Origin of the sequence: Rhodovulum sp. DZ06, assembly GCF_050586345.1 — a bacterium.
Taxonomy (GTDB): Bacteria; Pseudomonadota; Alphaproteobacteria; order Rhodobacterales; family Rhodobacteraceae; genus JBOCEF01.
In genome coordinates this window covers 1-22,414 of sequence record NZ_JBOCEF010000064.1, presented here as the reverse complement: position 1 = coordinate 22,414, position 22,414 = coordinate 1, and the positions used below count along the sequence as shown (strand labels likewise).

16 protein-coding genes are annotated in these 22,414 nt (G+C 72.2%); 6 read left to right on the top strand and 10 right to left on the bottom strand.

The window, feature by feature from the left end; translation table 11 throughout:
* Positions 1 to 39 precede the first annotated feature (39 nt).
* The 3 genes from ACQ5SO_RS19630 to ACQ5SO_RS19620 all read right to left on the bottom strand — a co-directional run bounded on the left by ACQ5SO_RS19630 (position 40) and on the right by ACQ5SO_RS19620 (position 2,681).
* Positions 40 to 957 (bottom strand): homoserine O-succinyltransferase, encoded by a 918-nt coding sequence (locus ACQ5SO_RS19630; RefSeq protein WP_430943345.1) that lies wholly within the window; start codon positions 955 to 957, stop codon positions 40 to 42.
* Between the two features lie 253 nt (positions 958 to 1,210).
* Positions 1,211 to 2,077: an ATPase gene (locus tag ACQ5SO_RS19625; RefSeq protein WP_430943344.1), complete on the bottom strand. Its 867-nt coding sequence runs from the start codon at positions 2,075 to 2,077 to the stop codon at positions 1,211 to 1,213.
* Positions 2,078 to 2,342: 265 nt separating this feature from the next.
* The gene (locus tag ACQ5SO_RS19620; protein WP_430943343.1) at positions 2,343 to 2,681 is read right to left on the bottom strand and encodes a DUF2794 domain-containing protein; all 339 of its coding nucleotides are present in this window, start codon (positions 2,679 to 2,681) and stop codon (positions 2,343 to 2,345) included.
* 306 nt (positions 2,682 to 2,987) lie between these two features.
* Here ACQ5SO_RS19620 and ACQ5SO_RS19615 point away from each other — a divergent pair, with 306 nt between their 5' ends.
* Positions 2,988 to 4,583 (top strand): gamma-glutamyltransferase family protein, encoded by a 1,596-nt coding sequence (locus tag ACQ5SO_RS19615; RefSeq protein WP_430943342.1) that lies wholly within the window; start codon positions 2,988 to 2,990, stop codon positions 4,581 to 4,583.
* 322 nt (positions 4,584 to 4,905) lie between these two features.
* Here the strand turns inward: ACQ5SO_RS19615 and hspQ are convergent, their stop codons facing one another.
* Positions 4,906 to 5,265 carry a heat shock protein HspQ gene (gene hspQ, locus ACQ5SO_RS19610; protein ID WP_430943341.1) on the bottom strand — a complete coding sequence of 120 codons (360 nt, stop codon included), beginning with the start codon at positions 5,263 to 5,265 and terminating at the stop codon, positions 4,906 to 4,908.
* Between the two features lie 155 nt (positions 5,266 to 5,420).
* On the opposite strand from hspQ, the gene ACQ5SO_RS19605 reads away from it, so the two are divergent.
* The 3 genes from ACQ5SO_RS19605 (at position 5,421) to ACQ5SO_RS19595 (ending at position 10,361) form a co-directional block, all read left to right on the top strand.
* Entirely contained in the window at positions 5,421 to 6,320 is a 900-nt protein-coding gene (locus ACQ5SO_RS19605; protein WP_430943340.1) for an AEC family transporter, read from the top strand.
* A 97-nt stretch (positions 6,321 to 6,417) separates the two neighbouring features.
* A complete protein-coding gene (locus ACQ5SO_RS19600; protein WP_430943339.1) occupies positions 6,418 to 7,095 on the top strand; it encodes a transglycosylase SLT domain-containing protein in 678 nt (225 codons plus the stop codon).
* A gap of 581 nt (positions 7,096 to 7,676) precedes the next feature.
* Positions 7,677 to 10,361 carry an aminotransferase class III-fold pyridoxal phosphate-dependent enzyme gene (locus tag ACQ5SO_RS19595; protein WP_430943338.1) on the top strand — a complete coding sequence of 895 codons (2,685 nt, stop codon included), beginning with the start codon at positions 7,677 to 7,679 and terminating at the stop codon, positions 10,359 to 10,361.
* Between the two features lie 305 nt (positions 10,362 to 10,666).
* Here ACQ5SO_RS19595 and ACQ5SO_RS19590 read toward each other — a convergent pair whose 3' ends face one another.
* Positions 10,667 to 11,383: a hypothetical protein gene (locus ACQ5SO_RS19590; protein ID WP_430943337.1), complete on the bottom strand. Its 717-nt coding sequence runs from the start codon at positions 11,381 to 11,383 to the stop codon at positions 10,667 to 10,669.
* A gap of 1,082 nt (positions 11,384 to 12,465) precedes the next feature.
* Between ACQ5SO_RS19590 and alaS the strand changes: the two genes are divergently transcribed.
* Both alaS and ACQ5SO_RS19580 read left to right on the top strand, forming a co-directional pair.
* Positions 12,466 to 15,129 carry an alanine--tRNA ligase gene (gene alaS / locus ACQ5SO_RS19585; protein WP_430943336.1) on the top strand — a complete coding sequence of 888 codons (2,664 nt, stop codon included), beginning with the start codon at positions 12,466 to 12,468 and terminating at the stop codon, positions 15,127 to 15,129.
* A 625-nt stretch (positions 15,130 to 15,754) separates the two neighbouring features.
* Complete coding sequence (locus ACQ5SO_RS19580; RefSeq protein ID WP_430943335.1) at positions 15,755 to 16,150, top strand: hypothetical protein; 396 nt, start codon at positions 15,755 to 15,757, stop codon at positions 16,148 to 16,150.
* 399 nt (positions 16,151 to 16,549) lie between these two features.
* Here the strand turns inward: ACQ5SO_RS19580 and ACQ5SO_RS19575 are convergent, their stop codons facing one another.
* From ACQ5SO_RS19575 to ACQ5SO_RS19555, 5 genes are all read right to left on the bottom strand, one after another.
* Positions 16,550 to 17,740 (bottom strand): serine hydrolase domain-containing protein, encoded by a 1,191-nt coding sequence (locus ACQ5SO_RS19575; RefSeq protein ID WP_430943334.1) that lies wholly within the window; start codon positions 17,738 to 17,740, stop codon positions 16,550 to 16,552.
* Between the two features lie 279 nt (positions 17,741 to 18,019).
* The gene (locus ACQ5SO_RS19570; protein WP_430943333.1) at positions 18,020 to 19,297 is read right to left on the bottom strand and encodes an FAD-dependent monooxygenase; all 1,278 of its coding nucleotides are present in this window, start codon (positions 19,295 to 19,297) and stop codon (positions 18,020 to 18,022) included.
* Positions 19,298 to 19,451: 154 nt separating this feature from the next.
* Positions 19,452 to 19,841 carry a RidA family protein gene (locus tag ACQ5SO_RS19565; protein ID WP_430943332.1) on the bottom strand — a complete coding sequence of 130 codons (390 nt, stop codon included), beginning with the start codon at positions 19,839 to 19,841 and terminating at the stop codon, positions 19,452 to 19,454.
* 148 nt (positions 19,842 to 19,989) lie between these two features.
* On the bottom strand, positions 19,990 to 21,393 hold the full coding sequence (locus tag ACQ5SO_RS19560; RefSeq protein ID WP_430943331.1) for an FAD-binding oxidoreductase: 1,404 nt from the start codon (positions 21,391 to 21,393) through the stop codon (positions 19,990 to 19,992).
* 64 nt (positions 21,394 to 21,457) lie between these two features.
* Entirely contained in the window at positions 21,458 to 22,054 is a 597-nt protein-coding gene (locus ACQ5SO_RS19555) for an NAD(P)H-dependent oxidoreductase (protein ID WP_430943330.1), read from the bottom strand.
* Positions 22,055 to 22,414: the final 360 nt, after the last annotated feature.

Here is a 22,414-nt window from a genome sequence, read left to right as displayed (position 1 = left end):
GGGGAGGAAGGGGACGAGTCCCCTTCCTCCCCCCTCGCATCATTTCCCGATATTCGCCGGATCGAAGGGCGTCGACTGGTAGATCTCGTTGATCCAGTTGCCGAACAGCAGGTGGGCGTGGGAGCGCCAGCGGTTCTCGGGCGGGCGCGAGGGGTCGTCGCCGGGATAGTAATGCGCCGGCACCTCGATCGGCTCGCCGCGGTCCACGTCGCGGTCGTATTCTTCCTTCAGCGAGGTGGTGTCGTACTCGACATGGTTGAACATGTAGAGCGCGCGGTGGGCGGGATCCTCGACCATGCAGGGGCCGGTTTCCGCCGAGGCGGTGAGGATGCGCAGGCCCCGCCCGTCGGGGATGTCCTCGGCCCTTGTCTCGGTCCAGCGCGAGACGGGGGTGATGAAATCATCCGAGAAGCCGCGCAGATAGGGCGAGTCCGGGACCAGCGCCTTCTGCCGGTAGCAGCCGAACGCCTTCTGCGGCAGGTCGTGTTTCGGCACCCCGTGGAAGTGGTGCAGCATCGCCTGCGCGCCCCAGCAGATGGCGAAGGTGGAATGGACGTTGGTCTGGGTCCAGTCGAACACCTCGGTCAGCTCGGGCCAGTAGGTGACCTCCTCGAAGGGGAGAAGTTCAACCGGGGCGCCGGTGATGATGAGCCCGTCGAACCTGGCGTCCCGCGCCTCGGAGAAGGTGGTGTAGAACGCCTCGAGATGCTCCGAGCCGGTGTTGCGCGACACGTGGCCGGTCATGCGGATCAGCGACAGCTCGATCTGCAGCGGCGTCGCGCCGATCAGCCGGGCGAACTGGGTTTCCGTGCGCACCTTGTTCGGCATCAGGTTCAGCAGGCCGATATGCAAGGGCCGGATGTCCTGCCGCGCCGCCACGTCCTCCGGCATGACCATCACGCCCTCGGAATTGAGGACGTCGATGGCGGGCAGGCCGGTGGGGATGCGGATCGGCATTGGGTGCGGCTCCGGGAAATTGGGCGGCGCGCGGGTGCGGCGCAGCAAGGACAGGAGGGCCGAAGATCGGCGCTGGTGGGCGGTGCGTCAAGTTTGCGCCCCGCACGAAGCGGCGAGGCGGGGCGGAGCATGGGGGGCAACCCCTTGAGGGGGCGTGAAGACTTGCCTTCCCGCGCGCCGGGGCGCGCCCCGTGCGTGCGGGCGTGCGGTCGGGCGTGCGGCGGGGCGTTCCGGCGCCGCGGCGCCGGCGGCCTCAGTCCTCGCGCCGGTCGAGGGCGCGGGCGATGAGGTCGTCGAAATCCTCCGGGGTCTCGACGGCGGCGATCTCGTCGGCCTCCACGGTCACGCCCCAGCGGTCGGCGACCGCCTGGTAGCGCGGCGCGCGGTGGTCGATGAGGGCGGCGAAGCCCCAGCGGATGAAGTCGTCGGGATCGGCGGTGGCTTCGTCCACGCCCTTCTCGGCCAGGTAGCGGCCCCAGGCGTCGCGCAGGAAATCTTCCTGGTAGTACATCGGCTTGGGCGCCCGGTCGAACCGGGCCTTCAGCGCCTCGACATGGGCGTCCGAGCCGCGGATGTAGATGATCTGCACCGCGCGGGCGAGGGCGGCGAGCACCGGGTCGTGCTGGTCCTCGGGGTTCACCACCTCGACGAAGCTGCCGGAGGTGTCGCAGATGAAGTTGGGGTAGTCATAGACCTCGTGCGCGCGGGCGATGAACGCGCGGGCGTCCATCATCGAGGCGATCTCCGCCTCGCGGTGCAGGCGCTGGCGGGCGACGTACTCCTCGAACGCCATGCCGCCGCGGGCCGGGTCGCCGGGTTTGCCCAGCCAGGTCGAAAGCGGCGTGAGGTTGTGGAAGCTGAGCTTCGAGGCGATGCGGATGCTGTCGGAGCGCAGCAGGTCGCGCAGCACCGGGGATTTCATCGCCTCGCGCTTGAAGTCGTCGTTTATCCGCTCGCCGAGATAGCGGGTGCCGATGCGGTAATCGACCGAGTAGTGGAACCAGGACCCGGCGTCGCGCAGCAGGGTGGCGATGCGGGTCTTGCCCATGCCGGACATGCCGATCAGGGCCACGGACTTGGCCGGCGCGGCGCGCCAGGCGGCGGAATCCTCGTAGAGCATGGGCGTGTTCCCCGGTGGGCCGCGAGCGGGCGTGGTCAGGCATGGTCAGGCGCGCCCCGGCGGGGGCCGGGCGCGGGGGAACGGGTTAGCGCCGCGGGGCGCCGATGGGAAGAGGGATTCGCGCGCGGGGGGGCGAGGATGCGGGCCGGGGCGCTGCGCCCGGGCTTGGGGGGCCGTGCGGCCCCCGCGCCGCCCGGCCGCGCCGCGCCGGGCGGGCGGCGCGCGGGGATGCGGCGTCGTGCGGGCGCGGCAGGGGCGGCGGGGCTCAGCCGTCGATGGCGCGGATCAGCTTGCGGTCGAAGACCCGCAGCACCTGGGAGAGGTCCCGCCCGCGCTTCTCGATCCGCCCGTCCATGGCCACGACCGAGAACGCACCCTGGCGCAGGGCGAAGGCGGGGCGTTTCTCGATCCGGTAGAGGGGATGCTCGGCCGCGCGCCGGAACACCGAGAACACGGCCCGGTCCTTCAGGTGGCTGATGCCGTAATCGCGCCATTCCCCGGCCGCCACGAAGCGGCCGTAGACGGCGAGGATCAGGCCGAGTTCCGCCCGGTTGAAGCTGACGACGTCGGGCGGCGCGCCGTCGAGGTATCCGTTTCCGGTCATGACGATGGTCATGCGCGAAAGCATGGACCCTGCGCGCGCGGGGGACAAGCGCGGCGCGGGGGCGGGCGTGATTTTCATGTTTCCTTAGGGATGATTGCGTCTGATGGAATGCGCGCCCATTGCGCTGCGCGCGCGCCGGGGGCAGGGTCGCCCCCGCGTCGCGCCGCCGATGGGCCTGCCCGCGCCCTCGCCCCGCCCGGGACGAGGGGGCGGACCGACCCGCGGGGGACGGCGCCAGGAAGAATCGCGCGCAAGGCGCCGCAGACCCCCGCGCCGAAGCGCGCCCCCCGGAGGAGGACCCCGCCCATGACCTATGCCAAGAGCCGTGATTTCCACCTGCCCGGACGGTCTGTCGTGTACGGGCGCAACGGCATGGCCGCGACCTCGCACCCGCTGGCCGCCAAGATCGCGCTCGACATCATGCAGGCGGGCGGCAACGCGGTGGACGCGGCCATCGGCGGCGCCATCCTGCTGGGCGGCGCGGAACCCGCGATGACCGGCCTCGGCGGCGACATGTTCGCCCTCGTCAAGCTGCCCGACGGCGCCATCCGCGGCCTCAACGCCTCGGGGCGCGCGCCGAAGGCGCTGTCGGCCGACGCGCTGCGCGCCGCGGGCCACTCCGCCATGCCGGACCGGAGCGCCGACGCGGTGACCGTGCCGGGCGCGGTCGACGGGTTCTGCGCGCTGAACGGCGCCCTCGGGAAGCTGCCGCTCGACCAGGTGCTGGCCCCCGCGATCCACTATTTCGACGAGGGGATCCCCGTCGCCCCCCGCGCCGCCTTCGACTGGGCCAAGTTCGAGGGGAACCTGCAGGGCGACGCGCGCAAGCACTTCCTGCTCGCCGGCGCCGCGCCGCGCCCGGGCCAGCTGTTCCGCGCCCCGGGCCAGGCCGAGGTGCTGCGCAAGATCGCCGCGCAGGGCCGGGCCGGCTTCTACGAGGGCGAGGTGGCGGAGGACATGGTCGACAGCCTGCGCGCCCTCGGCGGGGTGCACACGCTCGATGATTTCGCCGCCACCGCCTGCGACTGGGTGGAGCCGGTGCATGGCCGCTACCGCAACGTGGAGCTGGTGGAGCTGCCGCCGAACGGGCAGGGCGCGACCGCGATCCTGATGGCGAAGATCCTGTCGCATTTCGACCTGCCCTCGATGCACCCGTTCGGGGCCGAGCGCGCGCACCTGGAGGCCGAGGCCGCCAAGCTCGCCTATGACGCCCGCGACCGCTTCATCGCCGACCCCGAGGCCTCGGCCATCCGCCTCGGGCACATGCTGGCCGACGACACGGCCGAGAAGCTGGCCGCGCTGATCGACCCCGACCGGGCGATGGCCGATCCGCGCGCCAAGGCCGACAACGTGCACAAGGAGACGATCTATTTCACCGCCGCCGACCGCGACGGCACGGTCGTCTCGCTGATCTACTCGGTGTTCAAGGATTTCGGCTCGGGCCTCGCCTCCGAGCGGTTCGGGATCAACTTCCAGAACCGCGGCAACGGCTTCGTGCTGACCGAGGGGCACCCGAACGAGGCCGGCGGCGGCAAGCGCCCGATGCACACGATCATCCCCGCGATGCTGCTCGAAGGGGACCGGTTCCTGGGCGCCTTCGGCGTGATGGGCGGGGCCTACCAGCCCAATGGCCACGTGCGCTTTATGACCAACATGGTCGATTACGCCATGGACCCGCAGGCCGCCATCGACGGGCCGCGCAGCTTTGCGACCGCGGGCGGGCCGATGCAGGTCGAGCGGGGCTACGCCGACGACGTGCGCGCGGCGCTGGAGGCGAAGGGCCACGTGCTGGAGACGCCCGACACCCCGATCGGCGGGGCGCAGGCGATCCTGGTCGACGAGGACGGCGTGTTCCACGGCGCCTCGGACCCGCGCAAGGACGGCTGCGCGCTGGCCTACTGAGGTCGGGTTTCGCGGAGTGATCGGGGGCCGTGCGTCGGAAGGCGCGCGGCCCTTTTGCGTGTCGCGTGACGCCGCTGCGGGGGCTTCCGCCCCCGGACCCCCGATCAAAGGGGGCGAGCCCCCTTTGAGAACCCCCATTGATGGAGGCTGCGCGTGGGCGATGCCGTGGCGCATCGCGCCGGGCGGCGCGTGGCTTCCACGCGCATCAAATCAGTCTGCGGAGGGAGGGGGTGCGGGGGGCCGACGCACTGCGTCGGCGGCATGCATGCCTCCCGCCCCTGCGCCATCCCGCGCGACGGCCGGCCGTGCCGGGCGCCCCGCGTCAGTGGCGGTTGATCGCGTCCCAGCGATAGCAGCCGTCATAGAGGTCGTCGAAATACTCGGCGACCTCGGGGTGGTCCACCGGCTCGCCGGTCTCATCCGCCAGCAGGTTCTGCTCGCTGACATAGGCGTGGTAATAGGTGGTCTCGTTCTCGGCCAGCAGGTGGTAGAAGGGCTGGTCCTTGCGCGGGCGCTTGTCCTCGGGGATCGCGAGCCACCATTCCTCGGTGTTCGCGAACACCGGGTCGACATCGTAGATCACCCCCCGGAAGGGGTGGAAGCGATGGCGCACGACCTGTCCGATGGCGAACTTCGCCTGGGACTGCACGGGCGCGGGGCTATGGGGCGTCGACGTTTCCATGCCCCCCAGATAATCCCGCGAAGCGCCCCTGTCCACGGGGGAAGCGCCGCGTCGGCGCGTCCCGTGAAAGGGCGGGTTTCGCCCGCCCCCGGCTCCGTGCTAGCCAAGCGGCCAGGAAAGCCCGCCCGATGCGGGCGACGAGGGGTCCCGGATACATGGAAGTCGTGCTGCTGGTTCTGGGGATCGTCGCCCCGGTGTTCATCCTCGGGCTGGCGGGATTCGCCTGGGCGCGCTCGGGGACCGAGTTCCCGACGGCCTTCGTCACCCGCCTTTCCTTCACCCTGTCGGTGCCCTGCCTGATCTACGGCGCGCTGGCGCAGGCGGATCTCGACCGCGACGTGCTGGCGGATCTCGCGCTCGGCTCGCTCGCGGCCTATGTGCTGGCCTGCGCGGGGCTGTGGCTGATGCTGAAGATCGGCGGGCTGTCGCAGCGCACCTACCTGGCGCCGCTGGTGTTCGGGAACACGGGCAATATCGGCATCCCGGTGGCGCTGTTCGCGTTCGGCGAGCAGGGGCTGGTCTATGCCGTGGTGATCTTCGCGGTGATGGCGATGCTGTCCTTCACCTGGGGAGTGTGGATGGTCTCGGGCGGGGGCAACCCGAAGGAGGCGCTCAAGCAGCCGATCTTCTACGGGGCGGCGCTGGGGCTGGCCTCGAACCTCACCGGGATCGCGCCGCCGGAATGGGCGATGAACACGATCCAGCTGACCGGGCAGATGGCGATCCCGCTGATGCTGCTGACGCTGGGCGTGTCGGTCGCGCGGCTGTCGGTGGCGGGCGTGGGGCGGGCGGTCGCGCTCTCGGTCCTGCGCCTCGTGGTGCTGACGGCGGCGGGGCTGGGGACGGCGCTGCTGTTCGACATGGACCCGCTGGTGACCCACGCGCTGGTGCTGCAGCTGATCATGCCCGTCGCGGTGACGTCTTACCTGATGGCGGAGCGGTACGACGCCGACCCGGTTTCGGTCGCGGGGCTGACGGTGGTCTCGACCGTGATCGCGGTCGGGGTGACGCCGCTGGCGCTGGCGCTGATGCTGGGTCCGACCGCCGGGGGCTGAGGCGGGGCTTGGGCCGCGCCGCCCGAGGGTGTATCGTGGCGCGCAGACGACGGGGCGCAGACCCCGCGATCCGGGGCCGGAGCAGGTTCGCCGAGACATGAGCAAGACCGAAGCAGGCGCCGCCCCGACCGGGTCGGCCGCATTTACCATCCGCCTCGCCCGCCTGCCGCGGGCGCGTCGCCTGTTCGCGCGCCCCGCGCTCTGGCTGTCGGCGGCGGTGATGCTGGCGAGCTGCGCCGGAGAGCCCTCGCGCCCCGAGGGGCCGCCGCGCAACGTGGAGAACGCCTGCGCGATCCTCGACGAGCGGCCGCACTGGGGCGCCGCGCTCGACGGCGCCGCGATGCGCTGGGGCGCGCCGCCCGAGGTGGTGATGGCGATCATCTGGAAGGAAAGCAGCTTCCAGCCCGAGGCCCGCACCTCGCGCACCTACACGCTGGGCTTCATTCCCAGCGGGCGGCGGTCCTCGGCCTATGGCTACGCCCAGGCCATCGACGGGACCTGGGAGTGGTACCGCAACGAGACCGGCCGCGACGACGCCGAGCGCAACAGGTTCGAGGACGCGGCGGATTTCGTCGGTTGGTACATGAACCGCTCGCGCCGGGTGAACGGCATCCCGATGGACGACGCGTTCAACCAGTATCTCGCCTATCACGAGGGTCACGCGGGATGGCGGCGCGGAAACCACAACGCCAAGGCCTGGCTGCAACGGGTGGCCCGCGACGTGACCCGCCAGGCCGAGCGGTACGAGCGCCATATCCTGGCCTGCCGCGGCTGATCTTCCGGCGCGTATTCCGAGCCCTGCGGACCCGGCCCGCCCCCCCTCGCATCCCCCGCGCACCGGGCGCGTCCCTCGCCACGGCGGGGGGGCGGCGGCCCCGCGCCCGCCGCGTCGCCGGGCCGGGACGCGCCGGGACGCGCCGGGATGCGCCATGGTCCGGGGGGCGCGGGGGGCGGCGGCGCGGCGGGCCGGGCCCGGCCCAGCGGGCGCGCCGCGCTTCCGCCATTGATTCGTCATTTTTGAGCGAAATCCCGCCTGAAAACCTGTGGCCGGAATGCGACGCGCCCCCGGGGCGCCGCGACGTCCACCTTTCGCGGGTTTCTGAATTGTCCTGTGAGATCAGATGCATGGGACGGACAGGTTCAAATCATCGGCATCGTTTCCAAAACGCGCGCTACACGCTATGTTTAGAGGGTGAGGCGTAAGACCGGGTCAGCCGGATCGAGAGGCGCTAACGCGGCGCGGGTCACCGCCCGTGCAGGCCGCAGCGCAGAGCGATCCAATAGCTTTCCTGGCGAGAATGGCCCGGGCCACCCAGCGTGTGCGTTCGGCTTGGGCGATCGATGATGGAGTTGCGTATGTTCGCTCTGAACCCTGCTCGGGCGCAGTTGCTCGAGACGTTCGCCCTCGATGTGCGCATGGTGCGTGCCGAAGGCGCCAAGCTTTTCGACGAGAACGGCGTCGAGCATCTCGATTTCCTGGCCCAGTACGGGGCCTTGCCGTTCGGTCACAACCCCTCCCACATCTGGGATCGCCTCGGGGACGCCCGCGACGCGCAGCTGCCGTCGCTGGTCCAGCCTCTGCGCCCGGTGGAGGCCGAGCGCCTGGCCGAGCGCCTCGTGGCCCTCGCCCCCGGCGACATCTCCTACTGCACCCTCGCCAACAGCGGGGCCGAGGCGGTCGAGGCGGCGATCAAGCTGGCCCGCGTGCGCACCGGCCGCGACGGGATCCTGTCGACCTCCAACAGCTTCCACGGCAAGACGCTGGGCGCCCTCTCGGCCACCGGCAAGCCGATGTACCAGGTCGATTTCGCCGCCCCCGCGCCGGGCTTCGACACGGTGCCCTTCGGCGACGCCGCCGCGCTCGACGCCGCGCTGACCGCGCGGGCCGGCGAGATCGCCGCCTTCATCGTCGAGCCGGTGCAGGGCGAGGGCGGCGTGATCGTGCCGCCCGAGGGCTACATCGCCGAGGTGATCGAGATCTGCCGCCGCCACGGCGTTCTTTCGGTGATCGACGAGATCCAGACCGGCCTCGGCCGCACCGGCAAGCTCTTCGCCTGCGAGGACGCGCCGGAGGCCCCGGACATGCTGCTGCTCGCCAAGGCGCTCGGCGGCGGCATGGTGCCGATCGCGGCCTGCCTGTCGCGCCCGGCCGCCTGGGACGACCGCTTCGGGCTGCTGCATTCCTCGACCTTCGCCAACAACAACCTGGCCTGCGTGGTCGCCAACGCCACGCTCGACCTGCTGCTGGAAGACGACCGCGCGCTGATCCGCGCCGCGGCCGAGAACGGCGCCTATCTGCGCGGCCGCCTCGAGGCGCTGGCCGCCGCCCACCCGTCGGTGATCAAGGACGTGCGCGGCAAGGGCCTGATGACGGGGCTCGAGTTCCACCGCTTCGACATGCAGGACGACTCGGCGCTGATGGCCTTCGCCAGCCTCAATGGCGGGCTCTCGGCCCTCGTCTCCTCCTGGATCCTGAACGAGCGCGGCGTGCTGACCGCGCCGCTGTTCAACGACAGCCACGTGATGCGCCTGCAGCCGCCGCTGGTGATCACCCGCGCGCAGATCGACAAGGCCGTGGACGCCATCGCGGACGCGGTGGAGATGCTGGACCGCAAGGACTATGTCGGCCTCGCCCGTCCGCTGGTGCGCGCCGGCCGCGTCGCCGCGCTGGCCGAGGCGGAGGCGTCCCGCGCCGCCGCCGCGCCGCAGGATGCCGGGCTGCCGGCGGCGCCGTCCCGCGCCGCCGCGGCCGCGCCGGTTCCGGGCCGGTTCGCGTTCCTGATCCACTACACCGAGGAAGCGGACATCCTGCGTTCGGACCCGTCCTTCGCGAACCTCTCGGACGAAGAGCTTTCGGACTGGATCGAGTGGGTCAAGCGCCTCGGCCCGGGCCAGGCGCGGCCGATCCCGCAGGTGGTGTCGAAGACCGGCGCGGTGGCCGAGGGCATGATCATGTCGGTGCCGATGCTGGCCCGCGACATGCGCGGCAAGGGCAAGCGCATGGCGGCCGAGATGGTGCACGGCGCGGTGGAGATGGCCGCGGCGGGCGGCGCCTCGCGCATGGGGCTCGGGGCCTTCACCTCGATCGTCACCCGCGGCGGGCAGACCGCCACCGGGCGCGGCGTGCCCATCAGCAGCGGCAACACCCTGACCACCGTCGCCGCGGTCAAGGCGATCGAGCGCGCCGCCGCCGAGGCGGGGCTGGACCTCGAGCGCGCCAACATCGTGGTGGTCGGCGCGACCGGCGCCATCGGCCGCCTCGGCGCGATGATGCTGGGCCGCCGCGCCGGGCGCCTGACCCTGGTGGGCAACGCCGCCAACGCCTTCGCGCCGCGGCTCCTGTCCCGCGCCGCCGACGACGTGGTCGCCGCGCTGGCCGACCCCGAGCTGACCGCGAAGGTCGAGCTGGGCGCGCTGGCCCGCCATGTCGGCGCGCTGGCCGGCCGGATCGGCGCCCGCGACCCGGAGGCCCGCAAGGACCTGCACAAGCGGTTCCTCGACGCCTGCGCCGCCCATGACGGCCCGGCGCCGCTGACCTGGACCACGGATATCGACGCGGCGCTGGCCGAGGCGGACGTGGCCCTCGTCGCCACCTCCTCGGACGTGACGCTGGTGGATCCGTCGGCGCTGCGCCCCGGCGCGCTGGTCTGCGACGTGGCCCGCCCGCCGAACGTGGCGAAGGCCGAGCTGCTGGGCTCGGGCGTGCTGGTGTTCGACGGCGGCCTCGTGGTCCCGCCGTCGGAGATCGAGCTGGGCCCGTTCCAGACCCTGCCGAAATCGCTGTGCTGGGGCTGCCTCGGCGAGACGATGCTGCTGGCGCTGTCGGGGCAGGAGCGGGACTTCAGCATCGGCGCCGAGCTGTCGCTGGCCGATGCCGACCTGGTCGCGGAACTGGCCGATGAGCACGGGTTCGAGCCGGCGCCGATGCAGTGGTACGGCGAAGAGGTCGGCGAGGTGCAGCGCGCCTCGTTCCGCGAGGCGGTGCGCGCCCGGGCGGCGAGCCGCTTCCCCGCCGCGGCCTGGCGCCTGGCGGCCGAGTAAGGCCCGCGCGGATCCCCCGGCGGCGCGCCGCCGGGGGATCCGCGCGGGGCGGGCTCGCCCCGCCCGCGCAGAACCCCGGAGATGCGGCCCCGGACATGCGGCCCGAACCTGCGGCGCCGAACCTGCGCCCACCCAACATGCAAAGGGCCCGCCGTCGGATCGACGGCGGGCCCCTTTTCGTCTGCCACATGTCTGCGCCTGCTGCCGCGCCGTTTTGGCTGCGCCCCAAGCTTCGCCCGGGCGCGGCGGCCGGCGGGGGCGGGTCGGGCCGGCATGCGCGCCCCGGCCCGATCCGCCCGTCGGCGTCAGCCCTTGCGGCGACGCGCGCCGACGAGGCCGAAGCCCGCCAGCCCGCCGAGCAGCATCAGCGCGGGCGCCGGGAGCGGCACCGCCTGGATGGAGATCGACGTGATCGCGCCGTCATAGTTCGGCGCGGTCGACTGCACGTAGAACTGCAGCGCGCCGACCCGGGTCCAGTCGAAGAGCGGATCCGAGAGCGTGAAGGCCGCGAGCGGCAGCGCCGGGTCGAACACGCCGATCGGGGGCAGGGTCTCGGAGTAGAAGGCGGTCTCGCCATCCATGTCCCAGGCGGTGATCTCGACCAGCAGGTCCGATTCGAAGGTCGACACCTCGAACAGCATGAACGGGTTGCCGCCGATCAGGAAGTCGATGCCGCCGAGGCCGGTGGTGTCGACCGTCAGCGGGTCTCCGTCGTTGCCGTCATAGGTGATCCAGCCGCGCCCGCTCGCGAACACGTTGTTCGAGAACCCGAGCTGGGTCCCGTTCGAGTTGAGCGTGGTGTCGCCCGGATCGGTGCCGTCGGTTTCGACCGCGAGATCGCGGAAGCCCCCGAGCGCCGCCCCGGCGGCGGCTTCCGAAGAGGTGCCGACGACGCCGTCCGGCTGGTCGGTCACGCGCTGCGCGGTCGAGAAGTCGTCGATCAGCAGCGTCGCGGCCGTGGCTGCGCCGGAGGTGAAGAGGAAGGCCGCAGAGGCTGCGGCGGCGAAAGTCATGAGTTTCAAAACGGTATCCTCCGAAGGTTCCGCAAATGAGGGAGAGCGGACGCAACCAAGGCAAACATGGTCATACGGCCGGGCGAGTCGTCCCCACACAGAACCCCATTGGCCGCTACGCAACATGCGAAGATGGTACCCCGTGGAGTAACCTCTAATCAAGAGAATGTATTTGAGCGTAAGCGCATGAAACCATTCCGCGGCGCGGCGGCGCCCCGCCGATGAACATCGGGAAAATCCGCGGCGTCTTGCGCTTTATTTCCGCGATGCGCGTGAGAAATAATTGTTAACCTTTGGGTGTTTCGCGCGGCGCTTGCTGGGCGCTTAAGTGAAAACACTGTGAGGTCGCCAGTAGAGATCGCCCAATAGTGGAATGAATTTGGGTGCAGGTTTCAAAAACAATCGCGGGCCTGCGCGGATTTTGGTTCGCGCCTTGCCCCGGGATGGAAACCGGCGGGGCCTGGCGGGCGCCGTTTCGCGCCGCCTGGCGTCGCCGGGCGGAGGGGCGGGCGGGCGGTCGGGGCGGCGCGCCGTCGGCCCGCCGCCCGCGGCCGCTTTCGGCCGGGCCGCCTGCGCCGAAAATCAAGCGCCCCGGGCCGGGGCGATTCCCTCTCGCCGGGCCTGCGCCCCGACTCGGGGCGCGCCCGCGGGGGCGGTCTCGTTCACATCGGTGAACGCGCGGGCGCGCGGGGCGCGGTTGCGCCCCCCGCCGGGCCCCGCGGCCGCCCGGGCCGCCGCGCGGACCCGCGCCGGCGTTGCGGCGCGGGGGCGGCGGGCAGGGCGCGCGGCCCGGTCCCGGGCGTCCGCCCGCGCGCCCGGGGCGGGCATCGCGCGGGCGCTCGCCCCGCGGCGCCTTCTGAAAGCCCGGGGCAGGCTTCGGTCATCCGGCAGGTCCATGCATCCGGCGCCTTATATCCGGCGCCTTATATAAGGACCCGATGCATGGAGCCGCCGGGACGCGCCGCGGCCGCGCGCGGGCCGCTTGGCTGCGACGGCGGCGTGCCCGGATCGGGGGTCAGGGGAACTTGCGCCGGGCCGCGCGCTCCAATACACCGCTGAACAGCCTTTTTTCCGCCATCGGGAGCGCCCAGATGACCTCCGGCAACCAGATCCGGTCCGATTTCCTCGGCTTCTTCGAGGAGCGGGGACACCGCGCCGTCGCCTCCTCGCCCATCGTGCCGCGCAACGACCCGTCGCTGATGTTCACCAACGCGGGCATGGTGCAGTTCAAGGACGTGTTCACGGGCCTCGAGTCGCGCGATTACAGCCGCGCCGCGACCTCGCAGAAATGCGTCCGCGCCGGGGGCAAGCACAACGATCTCGACAATGTCGGCTATACCGCCCGGCATCACACCTTCTTCGAGATGCTCGGCAACTTCTCGTTCGGCGACTACTTCAAGGAAGAGGCGATCGAGAACGCCTGGGACATGTCCACCAAGGTGCTCGGCCTTGCGCCCGAGAAGATCCTGGTGACGGTCCACGCCTCGGATGAAGAGGCCGCGGGCCTGTGGCGCAAGATCGCCGGGCTGTCCGACGACCGGATCATCCGCATCGACACCGACGACAACTGGTGGCGCATGGGCGACACCGGCCCGAACGGCCCGTGCTCGGAGCTGTTCTATGACCATGGCCCCGAGGTCTGGGGCGGCCCGCCGGGATCGCCGGAGGAAGACGGCGACCGGTTCATCGAGTTCTGGAACCTGGTGTTCATGCAGTACGAGACCCATGCCGACGGGTCCTCGACGCCGCTCCCGAAGCCGTCCATCGACACGGGCATGGGCCTCGAGCGGGTGACCACGATCCTGCAGGGCGTGCACAACAACTACGACACCGACCTGTTCCAGCCGATCATCAAGGCGAGCGCGGAGCTGACCGGCCACGCGCCGGACGGGGACATGGTGACCTCGCACCGGGTGATCGCGGATCACCTGCGCTGCGCGTCCTTCCTGATCGCCGAGGGCGTGCTGCCGTCGAACGAGGGCCGCGGCTACGTGCTGCGCCGGATCATGCGCCGCGGGATGCGCCACGCGCATATCCTCGGGGCGAAGGAGCCGCTGATGCACCGGCTGGCCCCGGCGCTGATCGACCTGATGGGGACCCATTACGGCGAGCTGCGCGCCGCCGAGGCCCTGATCAAGGAGACGCTGCGCGCCGAGGAAGAGCGGTTCAAGGCCACGCTGGACCGCGGCCTGAAGCTGCTGGACGCCGAGATCGAGGGGATCGAGGAGGGCGGCAAGCTTTCGGGCGACACCGCGTTCAAGCTCTATGACACCTTCGGCTTCCCGGTCGACCTGACCGCGGACATCCTGCGCGGCAAGGGGCTGGAAGTGGACCAGCAGGGCTATGACGACGCCATGGCCGCGCAGAAGGCCGCGGCGCGCGCCGCCTGGTCGGGCACCGGCGACGCCGCCAATCAGAAGGTGTGGTACGACATCCGCGACCGGGTCGGGCCGACCGAGTTCCAGGGCTATGTCGCGATCTCGGGCCATGCCGAGGCGACCGCGCTGGTGGTGGACGGGGCCGAGGTGGAGCATGTCTCGCCCGGCCAGGACTTCGAACTGGTGGTCAACCAGACGCCGTTCTACGCCGAGCAGGGCGGCCAGCAGGGCGATGTGGGCATCGCCGTGACCCCCTCGGGCGCGAAGATCGAGATCACCGACACCCAGAAGCGCGCCGACGGCGTCTACGTGCATTCCGCGCGCCTCGTGGGCGAGGACGCGCATGTGCTGAATGTGGGCGACGCGCTGCGGATGCAGGTGGACCCGTCGCGGCGCTCGGCGCTCTGCGCCCACCACTCGGCCACTCACCTGCTGCACGAGGCGCTGCGCATCGAGCTTGGCGACCACGTGGCCCAGAAGGGCTCGCTGGTCTCGCCCGACCGGCTGCGCTTCGACATCAGCCACGGCCAGCCGATGACGGCCGAGGAGATCGCCGCGGTGGAGCGCGAAGTGAACGCGCGCATTCGTCTCTGCACCCCGGTCGAGACCCGGGTGATGGGGATCGAGGCGGCCAAGGAGGCCGGGGCCCGGGCGCTGTTCGGCGAGAAATACGGCGACGAGGTCCGCGTGGTGTCGATGGGCGGCCAGGATGAGGGCGCGAACCGCCCCTGGTCGATCGAGCTCTGCGGCGGCACCCATGTCGCCAATACCGGCCAGATCGGCGCCTTCCGCGTGGTGAAGGAAGAGGGTCTGGCCGCGGGCGTGCGCCGCATCGAGGCCGTGTGCCACGAGGCGGCCGAGCGGCACTTCGCCGAGGAGGCCGCGGTGGTGGCGGATGCGGGCGCGCTGCTCCATGCCAAGCCCGAGGAGATCGGCGAGCGGATCAAGGCGCTTCAGGCCGAGCGCAAGGCGCTCGAGGCCGAGCTGGCGGACGTGAAGCGCAAGCTGGCGACCGGCGGCGGCGGCGCCTCGGCGGCCGAGATGCTGGGCGACGTGGCCCTGACGGTGCGCGAGGTCGAGGGCCTCGGGCCGAAGGAGCTGAAATCGGCGGTGGACGAGATGCTGGCCGCCGCGCCGGGCGTGGTCGCGGTGGGCGTCAATGACGGGGGCAAGGGCTCGGTCGTCGTGGGCGTGTCGGAGCCGGCGCTGTCCAAGGGGCTGGACGCGCCCTCGCTGGTGCGCGTCGCGGCGCCGCTGGTGGGCGCGAAGGGCGGCGGCGGCCGTCCGAACATGGCCCAGACCGGCGGCCCGGACGGCGCGGGCGTCGCCGCGGCGCTGGACGCGGTGAAGGCGGCGGTGAAAGAGAAGCTCGGCTGATCCGCCGCCGCCGGGCGCCGCGAGGGGCCCGGCGCAGGAATCGGGAAGGCGAGGGTGCGGGAACGCGCCCTCGCCTTTTTCATGTCCGCTTTCATGTCCGCGGGGGGGGCGAGTCGCGTCTCGGACGCCCGGGTTTTCCGCCAGGTGGATGGAAACGACCCGGCATCCGCGACCCCGGCGGCCTGCGCGGGGGCGGGGCGGAAAAAACTCTCCTTCCGGGAGAATTTTTTTTCCCGCGCAATGCGGGACTTGCCCGCCTGGGGAGAGGGCGTGGCGCGGTCTGCGGTCCCCCGCGCGCGCCCCTCCGCCTTCGGCGCCGAAATGGCCTGAACCGCGCCTTTCCCCGGCGGAAAGAGACGTTTCGGGGCTTTCTGAAGCGTCCGGCGCCGCGGGCGTTGACGGGTGGGACGCAGGGATGTCCCTGGTTTCCTTCAATTAATCCAAAGCTGAATTATCGTCATTTCAAGCCGCTCGCGCCGCGGCGACGGCGCGGCAGGCGGCGGCGCGGGTCCATACCCAGATCGGGGGAGGACGAAAACCCTGCATGTGGCATTCATATTGAAAGCAGCAAGAGCGGCCGGGTTCGCAACCGGGGCGTGAGCCGCTTCCCCCCGGGATCGGGGCGATGTCCGCCCCGCGCCCGCGCGTGCAACCGATGATGGAGCTTGAGATGATCACCCCCGACGCGCCAGCCGTCTTCGCCGCCATCGCCGGGGTCTTCACCACCTTCTGGGCCGTGCAACGGCTGTTCGTCACCACCTGGGTCAGCCTGCTCTGCGTGTTCGCGCTGCAGGCGCTGGTCTGCCTGATCCTGCCGGCGCTGCTGCTGGCGGGTCTTCTGGCCGCGGGGCAGGCCCCCGCAGCGGCGGTGATGGCGCTGGCCATGCTGGTCGCGCTGGTGACGGCGCCGTCGATGTGCCTGAACGTGGTCTCCGGCCTCGCCGTGCTGTCGAAGCGCGGGGCCGCCGGGGACGCGGCCGGAGATGCAGCCGGAGACGCAGCCGGAGACGCCGCCGCCTGACGCGCGGCCCGAGGCGGGTTTCGGCCGCCGCCGCGGGGATCACGGTCCCGCCGCCCATGCCGCCGAAACCCGCGCTTCCGCCCCGGTTCCTTCCTGGCCGGGCGGCGGGAGCGCGCGGCCGGGACCAGGCCCGGGCAGGGGAGGACACGCCCCTCAGGCCCGCCCGGGTCCCGCCGCCCAGCGCCGGACGGAGATTTCAGCCGTCCGGTCCGCCGGATCCCGACTCCCCGTTCGCACGGCGCGCCCCCCGCAGGAGGCCACCCCGCGCGACGTCGGCGATCCGGCCCGCGCCGCGCCGGGGCGTTACGCACACACCTCGCCCCCGCGCATGCGCAGGCGGCGGCGCCGGGACATTTCCGCCCGGCGTCGCCGCCCCCTTCTTTCCCCTTCGCGCCGCGGTCAGCGGATCGCCGAGGCCATCATCACCTGGAAATCGGTCGAGGCGCCGGGCCAGTCGAGGTTCTGGGACATGAACACCCCCCAGACGCCCTGTTTCGGCGCGACGCTGAACCAGGTCTCGGCCGCGCCGGACCAGCCGAACTCGCCCTCGAGCGCCGGGACCTTGCGCAGCTTCGGCGCGCCCTGCGCCGGCAGGCAGGTGCGGAAGCCGAGCCCGAACCCGTAGCCGCCGAGGCCCGGCCCGTGCGAGCCGACGGGCAGCTGGATCCCCAGCGGGTGCGCGGTTTCGGGCGCAAGATCGGCGGTCATCATCGCCAGCGTCGCGGGGGCGACGAGGCCCTCGACCCGCGCGCCCTGCGCCAGCCGCAGCAGCGCGGCGCTGAAGGTCCCGTAATCGGCGAGGGTCGAGAACATGCCATGCCCGCCGCGCGCCCAGTCCGGGTTCGAATGGGGGTAAGCCTTCGAGAGGTCGAGCTCGTTCAGCCCCCCGGGCTTGCCGCCATAGATCGCCATCACCCGGTCCGCCGCGCCCTCGGGCACGGTGAAGCCGGTCTCCGACAGGCCCAGCGGCCCGGTCACGCGCTCGCGCGCCAGGACCGGCAGGGGGGCGCCGCCCGCGATCTCCACCACCGCGCCGAGAAGGTCGGTGGCGATGGAGTATTTCCAGCCCTCGCCCGGGTGGAAGGCGAGCGGGATGTCGGCGAAGGTCTTCACGTGCTCGCGCAGCGGCAGGCCCTTCGCCGCCTTCGCCTCGGCCTGCGCATAGAGCGCGGCGGAGCGGTCGGCGAGGAAGCCGTAGGACAGGCCCGCGGTGTGGGACAGCAGCTGCTGCACGGTGATCGGGCTGCGCGCCGGTTCGGTCATCCCGTCGGGGCGGAATACCTGCATCTCGGCGTATTCGGGCAGGAACTCGCCCACCGGGGCATGGAGCGCGAGGCGGCATTCCTCGACCAGCTGCATGGCGACGAGCGAGACGATGGGCTTGGTCATCGAGTAGATGCGGTAGAAGGGGCGCTCGGGCAGGCCCTTGTCGGGTTCGGCGGCGCTGCGGGCGCCCGCGCGGCCGGTATGGAGCGGCCCCGAGGCGTCGCCGACCGCCCATTCGAGCCCGGCGTATCGGCCCTCGGCCACCCACTGGGCGAGGCGGTCGTCAAGCATCCGGAGGCGGGCGGGATCGAAGGGTGCGGTCATGGTCTGCTCTCTGCGAAATGGTGTTTCGAGGCGCAGCCTAGGGGCGCGGGCCGCCGCGCGCCAGTGTTTTGCCGACATGCCTTGCGGGCGTGGTTCGCGGGCGTGGTCGGCGGGCGCGCCGGGCGGGCGTGGTCGGTGGGCATGTCGTGCCGGGCGGGCGCGGGGCCGGGTCCGCCGCCCCGTCCTCCGCCGGGTCCCTCGCCCTGTCCCCCGCCCTGTCCCCCGCCCTGTCCCCCGCGCTGTCCGCGGCGCGGCGGCGGGGCGGCGCGTGGGGCGCGGTCAGAACACCCGCTTGACCCGCGCGTCGTCGGCCGCGGGGATGATCGCCCCCTCGCGGTTCACCGTGGCGGCGTCGAGCCCGGCGAGGCGCAGGTAGCCCTCGGCCATGTCCGCAAGCTCGGTCGGCGCGACGACGTCCGAGAGCTTGTCGAACCCGTCCGGGGCGCGCAGGTGGACGAGGTCCAGCACCCGCTCCGGCCCCTCGAGCCGGTTGGCGAGGATCACGCGGTTGGAATCCACGCGCCGCAGCCGCTCGTATTCCTGCACCGCGGCGAGGGGCGGGTGGTCGCGCAGCGCCCGCGCCAGCACCCGCGCGTCCAGCACCGCCTGGGTCGCGGCGTTGGAGCCGACCGGGTGCGCCGGGTGCGCGGCGTCGCCCATCAGCGTCACGCCCCCGAGGCTCCAGCACGGCAGCGGGTCGCGGTCGATGCGCGGGAACACGTAGACCCGCCCGGTCCCCGCGATCAGCGCCGGGATGTCGAGCCCCGGCACCTGCAGATCCGCGGCGAGTCGCAGCGCGGCCTCGGGCGTGGCGTGCAGGTCGTAGCGCGGCGCGCGCCAGGCGTCCCCGGCCGGGGCGGGGGCGTCGAGGATCCAGTTCATCGGGACGGTCCCGTCCTCCTCCGGGCCCATCGGGAAGCCCTGCAGGCGCAGCCCGCCGCCGCCGGTGATGAAGGCGGCGGCGCCGTCGCCCCAGGCGGGGACCTGGCCCTGGCCGCGATAGAGCAGCCGCCCGGACCATTTCGGCGCCCCCTCGGAGGGGAACAGCGCGGCGCGCACGGCCGAGTTCACCCCGTCGGCGCCGACCAGCACGTCGCAGGCGATCTCCTCGAACCGCTCGCCGCCGCGGCCGAGGAAGCGGGCGGTCACGCCGTCGCGGCCCTGGGTCCAGTCCATCAGCCGCAGGCCGGTGCGCACCTTCTCGGGGCCGAGTCGCAGGCGGGCCTCTTGCAGGAGCAGCATCTGCAGCTTGCCGCGGTGCAGCGCGACCGAGGGCCAGCGATAGCCCGCGGCGCGGCCCAGCGTGCAGCGCAGCAGGGGCCGGCCGCCGGGGGTGAAGTAGAGGCGTTCCTCGATCGGGGCGCCGATGCGCTCGATCTCGGGGCCGAGGCCGAGGGCGGTGAATTCGCGCACGGCCGCGGGTTGCAGCAGGATGCCGACGCCCATCGGCGCGGGGTCATGCACCGCCTCGCAGAGCAGCGCGTCGACGCCCACCTGGTGCAGGCTGAGGGCGAGACAGAGCCCCCCTATTCCTCCGCCGGCGATGACGACGCGCATGATGATCCTCGCTTTCCGCCCGCCCGGCGGCGCCGCAGGGCCGCGGGGCGTCCGCGCGGGCGGGGGCCGGGCGCCGGGAGGGCGCCGCGGCGACCCCGGCCGCGCTGCCCCCCGAGCTAGGCGGAGCGTCGTGAACATCGCGTAAACGGGGGCCTCATTCGGCGGCGGCGACCATCTCGATTTCCACGAGGAACTCGGGGCGGGTGAAGCCCGAGACGATCATGAGGGTCGAGGCCGGGGGCTCGGCCAGCGCCGCCACCCAGGCGTCGCGGGCGGCCATGTAGCCGGCCATGTGCGCGCGGTCGGTGACGAAGGCGTTGAGGCGCACGACATCGGCGCGGGTCATGCCCGCCTCGGACAGGATCGCGTCGAGATTGGCGAAGCAGCGCGCGGCCTGCGCCTCTGCCCCCCCGGGGAGCGCGTCGTCGGGCGCGAGGCCCAGCTGGCCCGAGGAGAACAGCATCCGCGCCCCGGCGCGGACCTCGACCCCGTGGGCGTAATGGGCGAAGGGCGGGCGGATGGCGTCCGGGGTGATGCGGCGCATGGGTCGTCTCCTGAACGTGTGGGGTCCGGCGCGCCGCGCCCGGCCTGCGGGCGGGATCGGGCGCGGGGCGGGCCGGGGGCGCGGCTCGGCCGCCGAGCGGGGGGCGCGGCCCCCCCGAGGCGGGCGACGCACCCCCGGGGGCCGTCCCTTATTCCGCCGGGGCGGGGCGCATCCCGGGATAGGCGTAATCCGCGGCGTAGTCGAAATGCGGATCCTCCCAGCCGATCATCTTGCCGGGGTTCAGCAGCCCGTCCGGGTCGTGCCTCTTCTTGACGTCGAGATGCAGCGGATCGGTGGTCTTCATCCCGCCTTCCTCGACCGTGTAATGGTGGGGCGAGAACAGAAGGCAGCCGAGCGCCTCGTGCGCGGCGATGATCTCGCGCAGGCGGTCCTCGGTGCTGAACCGCACCATGGTCAGGCCCGCGCAGGTGTCCTGGCCGCCGGAGCGGAAGAACTCGTTATGCCCGATCACCTCGCCGGGGAAGAGGCGGGCGATCTCGGCGATCTTCTCGAGCCGCCCCTCGGCCGGGTAGCCGGTCTGGAGATAGGTGATCTCCGGGTCCACGCGCAGCCCGCGCAGGGTGGTGTGGTTCCAGGCGAGGTGATGGGCGTGGGGCAGGGCCTTGAGGTCCTCGGGCGACGCCTCGTCCGAGCGGTAGGCGACGCGCGCCCCCGCCTCGGCGGCCAGCTCGAGCATCCAGTCGACGGCGTTGGGCGCGGCCATGACGATGGCGACGGACTCGGCCTCCTCCAGGAACTTCTTGTGGCGCAGGAAATAGCGGTGCGGGGCGGGGGCCTGGACGGTCGCGAGCTCCTTCAGCAGCAGCCCGTCCATGCGCAGCACCCGGTCGCAGAGGTCGTTGAGGCCGAGCCAGTCCTCGGAGGCCAGCATCAGCTCGACCCACTCCACCTTCGGGGTCAGGGCGAATTCCACCTCGGTGATGACGCCGGTGACGCCGTAGGCGTGCTGCACCTGCATCACGTCGCGGCCGGTGAGTTCGACCAGCTTCGGCTCGCCCTCCATGGTCGCGACGCGCACCCGGATGATGTTGCCGGGATCGCGCAGCGCCCCCCAGCGGACCGAGCCGACGCCGCCGGAGCCGCCCGCGACGAAGCCGCCGATGGTGGCGGTCTCCTTGGTCGAGGGGTGCATCCGAAGCTCCTGCCCCTCGGCCTTGCACGCCTCGTCGATATCGCCCATCAGCGCGCCCGCGCCGCAGACCACGGCGCCGGGCTTGATCGCCTTGATCTCGTCGAGTCCGCGCAGGTCGAGCACCACGCCGCCCGCCAGCGGCATGGCCTGGCCGTAATTGCCGGTGCCCGCCCCGCGGGGCGTGACGGGGATGCCCAGCGCGTGGCACGCGGCCAGCACCTTCATCACCTCGGCCTCGGTGGTCGGGCAGACCACCACGTCGCCGATGATGTGGTCGAGCTTTCGCTTCAGGATCGGCGAGTACCAGTAGAAGTCGCGGGACTTGGCCTGCACGGCCTTCTCGCCGGTCTCGGCGCGGATGCCGCCGAGGCGCTCCAGCAGCGTGTCGATCTTGCTCATTGTTCTGTCTCCTGCGGCGTGGCGCGGCGCGCGGCGGGGAGGGGCGCGCGCGCAGATGTTTCGGTCAGACGGGGATGCGGGCGATGCGCTTGCGGACCCGCGCGAGATAGCCCTTGAGCTTCTCGGGCGAGGCGGTGTCCATCTTGTGCAGCCCCATGTGGAAGGTCTTGCACCCCGGCGCGCAGCAGCCGCCGCCGATCACCGTCAGCAGGATCCGCCGCCCGGGCCGCAGCGCGGCGGTCCAGAGCCACCAGGGCGAGCCCATGGTGGTGACCTGGCCGACGAGGCGGATGTTGGTCAGCCCCGGGCCGATGGAGGTTTCCGCCGTCGGCATGGTGAAGGCGACATGCGGCACGAAGACCCGGTCCAGCCAGCCCTTCAGCATCGCGGGCAGCGACATCCACCAGGTGGGGTGGACGAAGATCAGCCCCTCGGCCCAGCGCAGGGCCTCGAGCTCGGCCTCGACCGGGGCCTCGTTCACCCCTGCATCGTTGTAGAGGCGGCGCTCCTCGGGGCCCATCACCGGGTCGAACCCCTCGGCGTAGAGATCCTTGAGGCGCACCTCGTGGCCCGCGGCCTCGGCGGCGTCGATCACCGCGTCGCGCAGGGCGGCGCAATAGGATTCGGGAACGGGGTGGCAGTAGACGACTAGCAAACGCATCGGGCGGTCCGGGTCTTCGGCGCCGCGAGGAATGCCGGGCGCTGCAGTGCAGCGTAAGCGCGGGGCGCGCGCGGTGTCCAGCGGGAGGTGGGGGATTGGGGAAAGGGGTTTGGTCTTCCGGCGTGGCGCGGGATGGCGCAGGGGAGGAGGGGATGCATCCCCTCCTCCCCCGCACCCCCACCTCCCGCAAGCTTTTGGGAGTGGGCTTGGGATCGACGCGCGCGCTGCGTTCAGCCGGGCTGATCCAAAAGTATGCGGAGGGAGGGGGGGCGGGGGGGGGGGGGGAAAAAAAACCCCCCCCCCCCCCCCCCCCCCCCCCCCCCCCCCCCCCCCCCCCCCCCCCCCCCCCCCCCCCCCCCC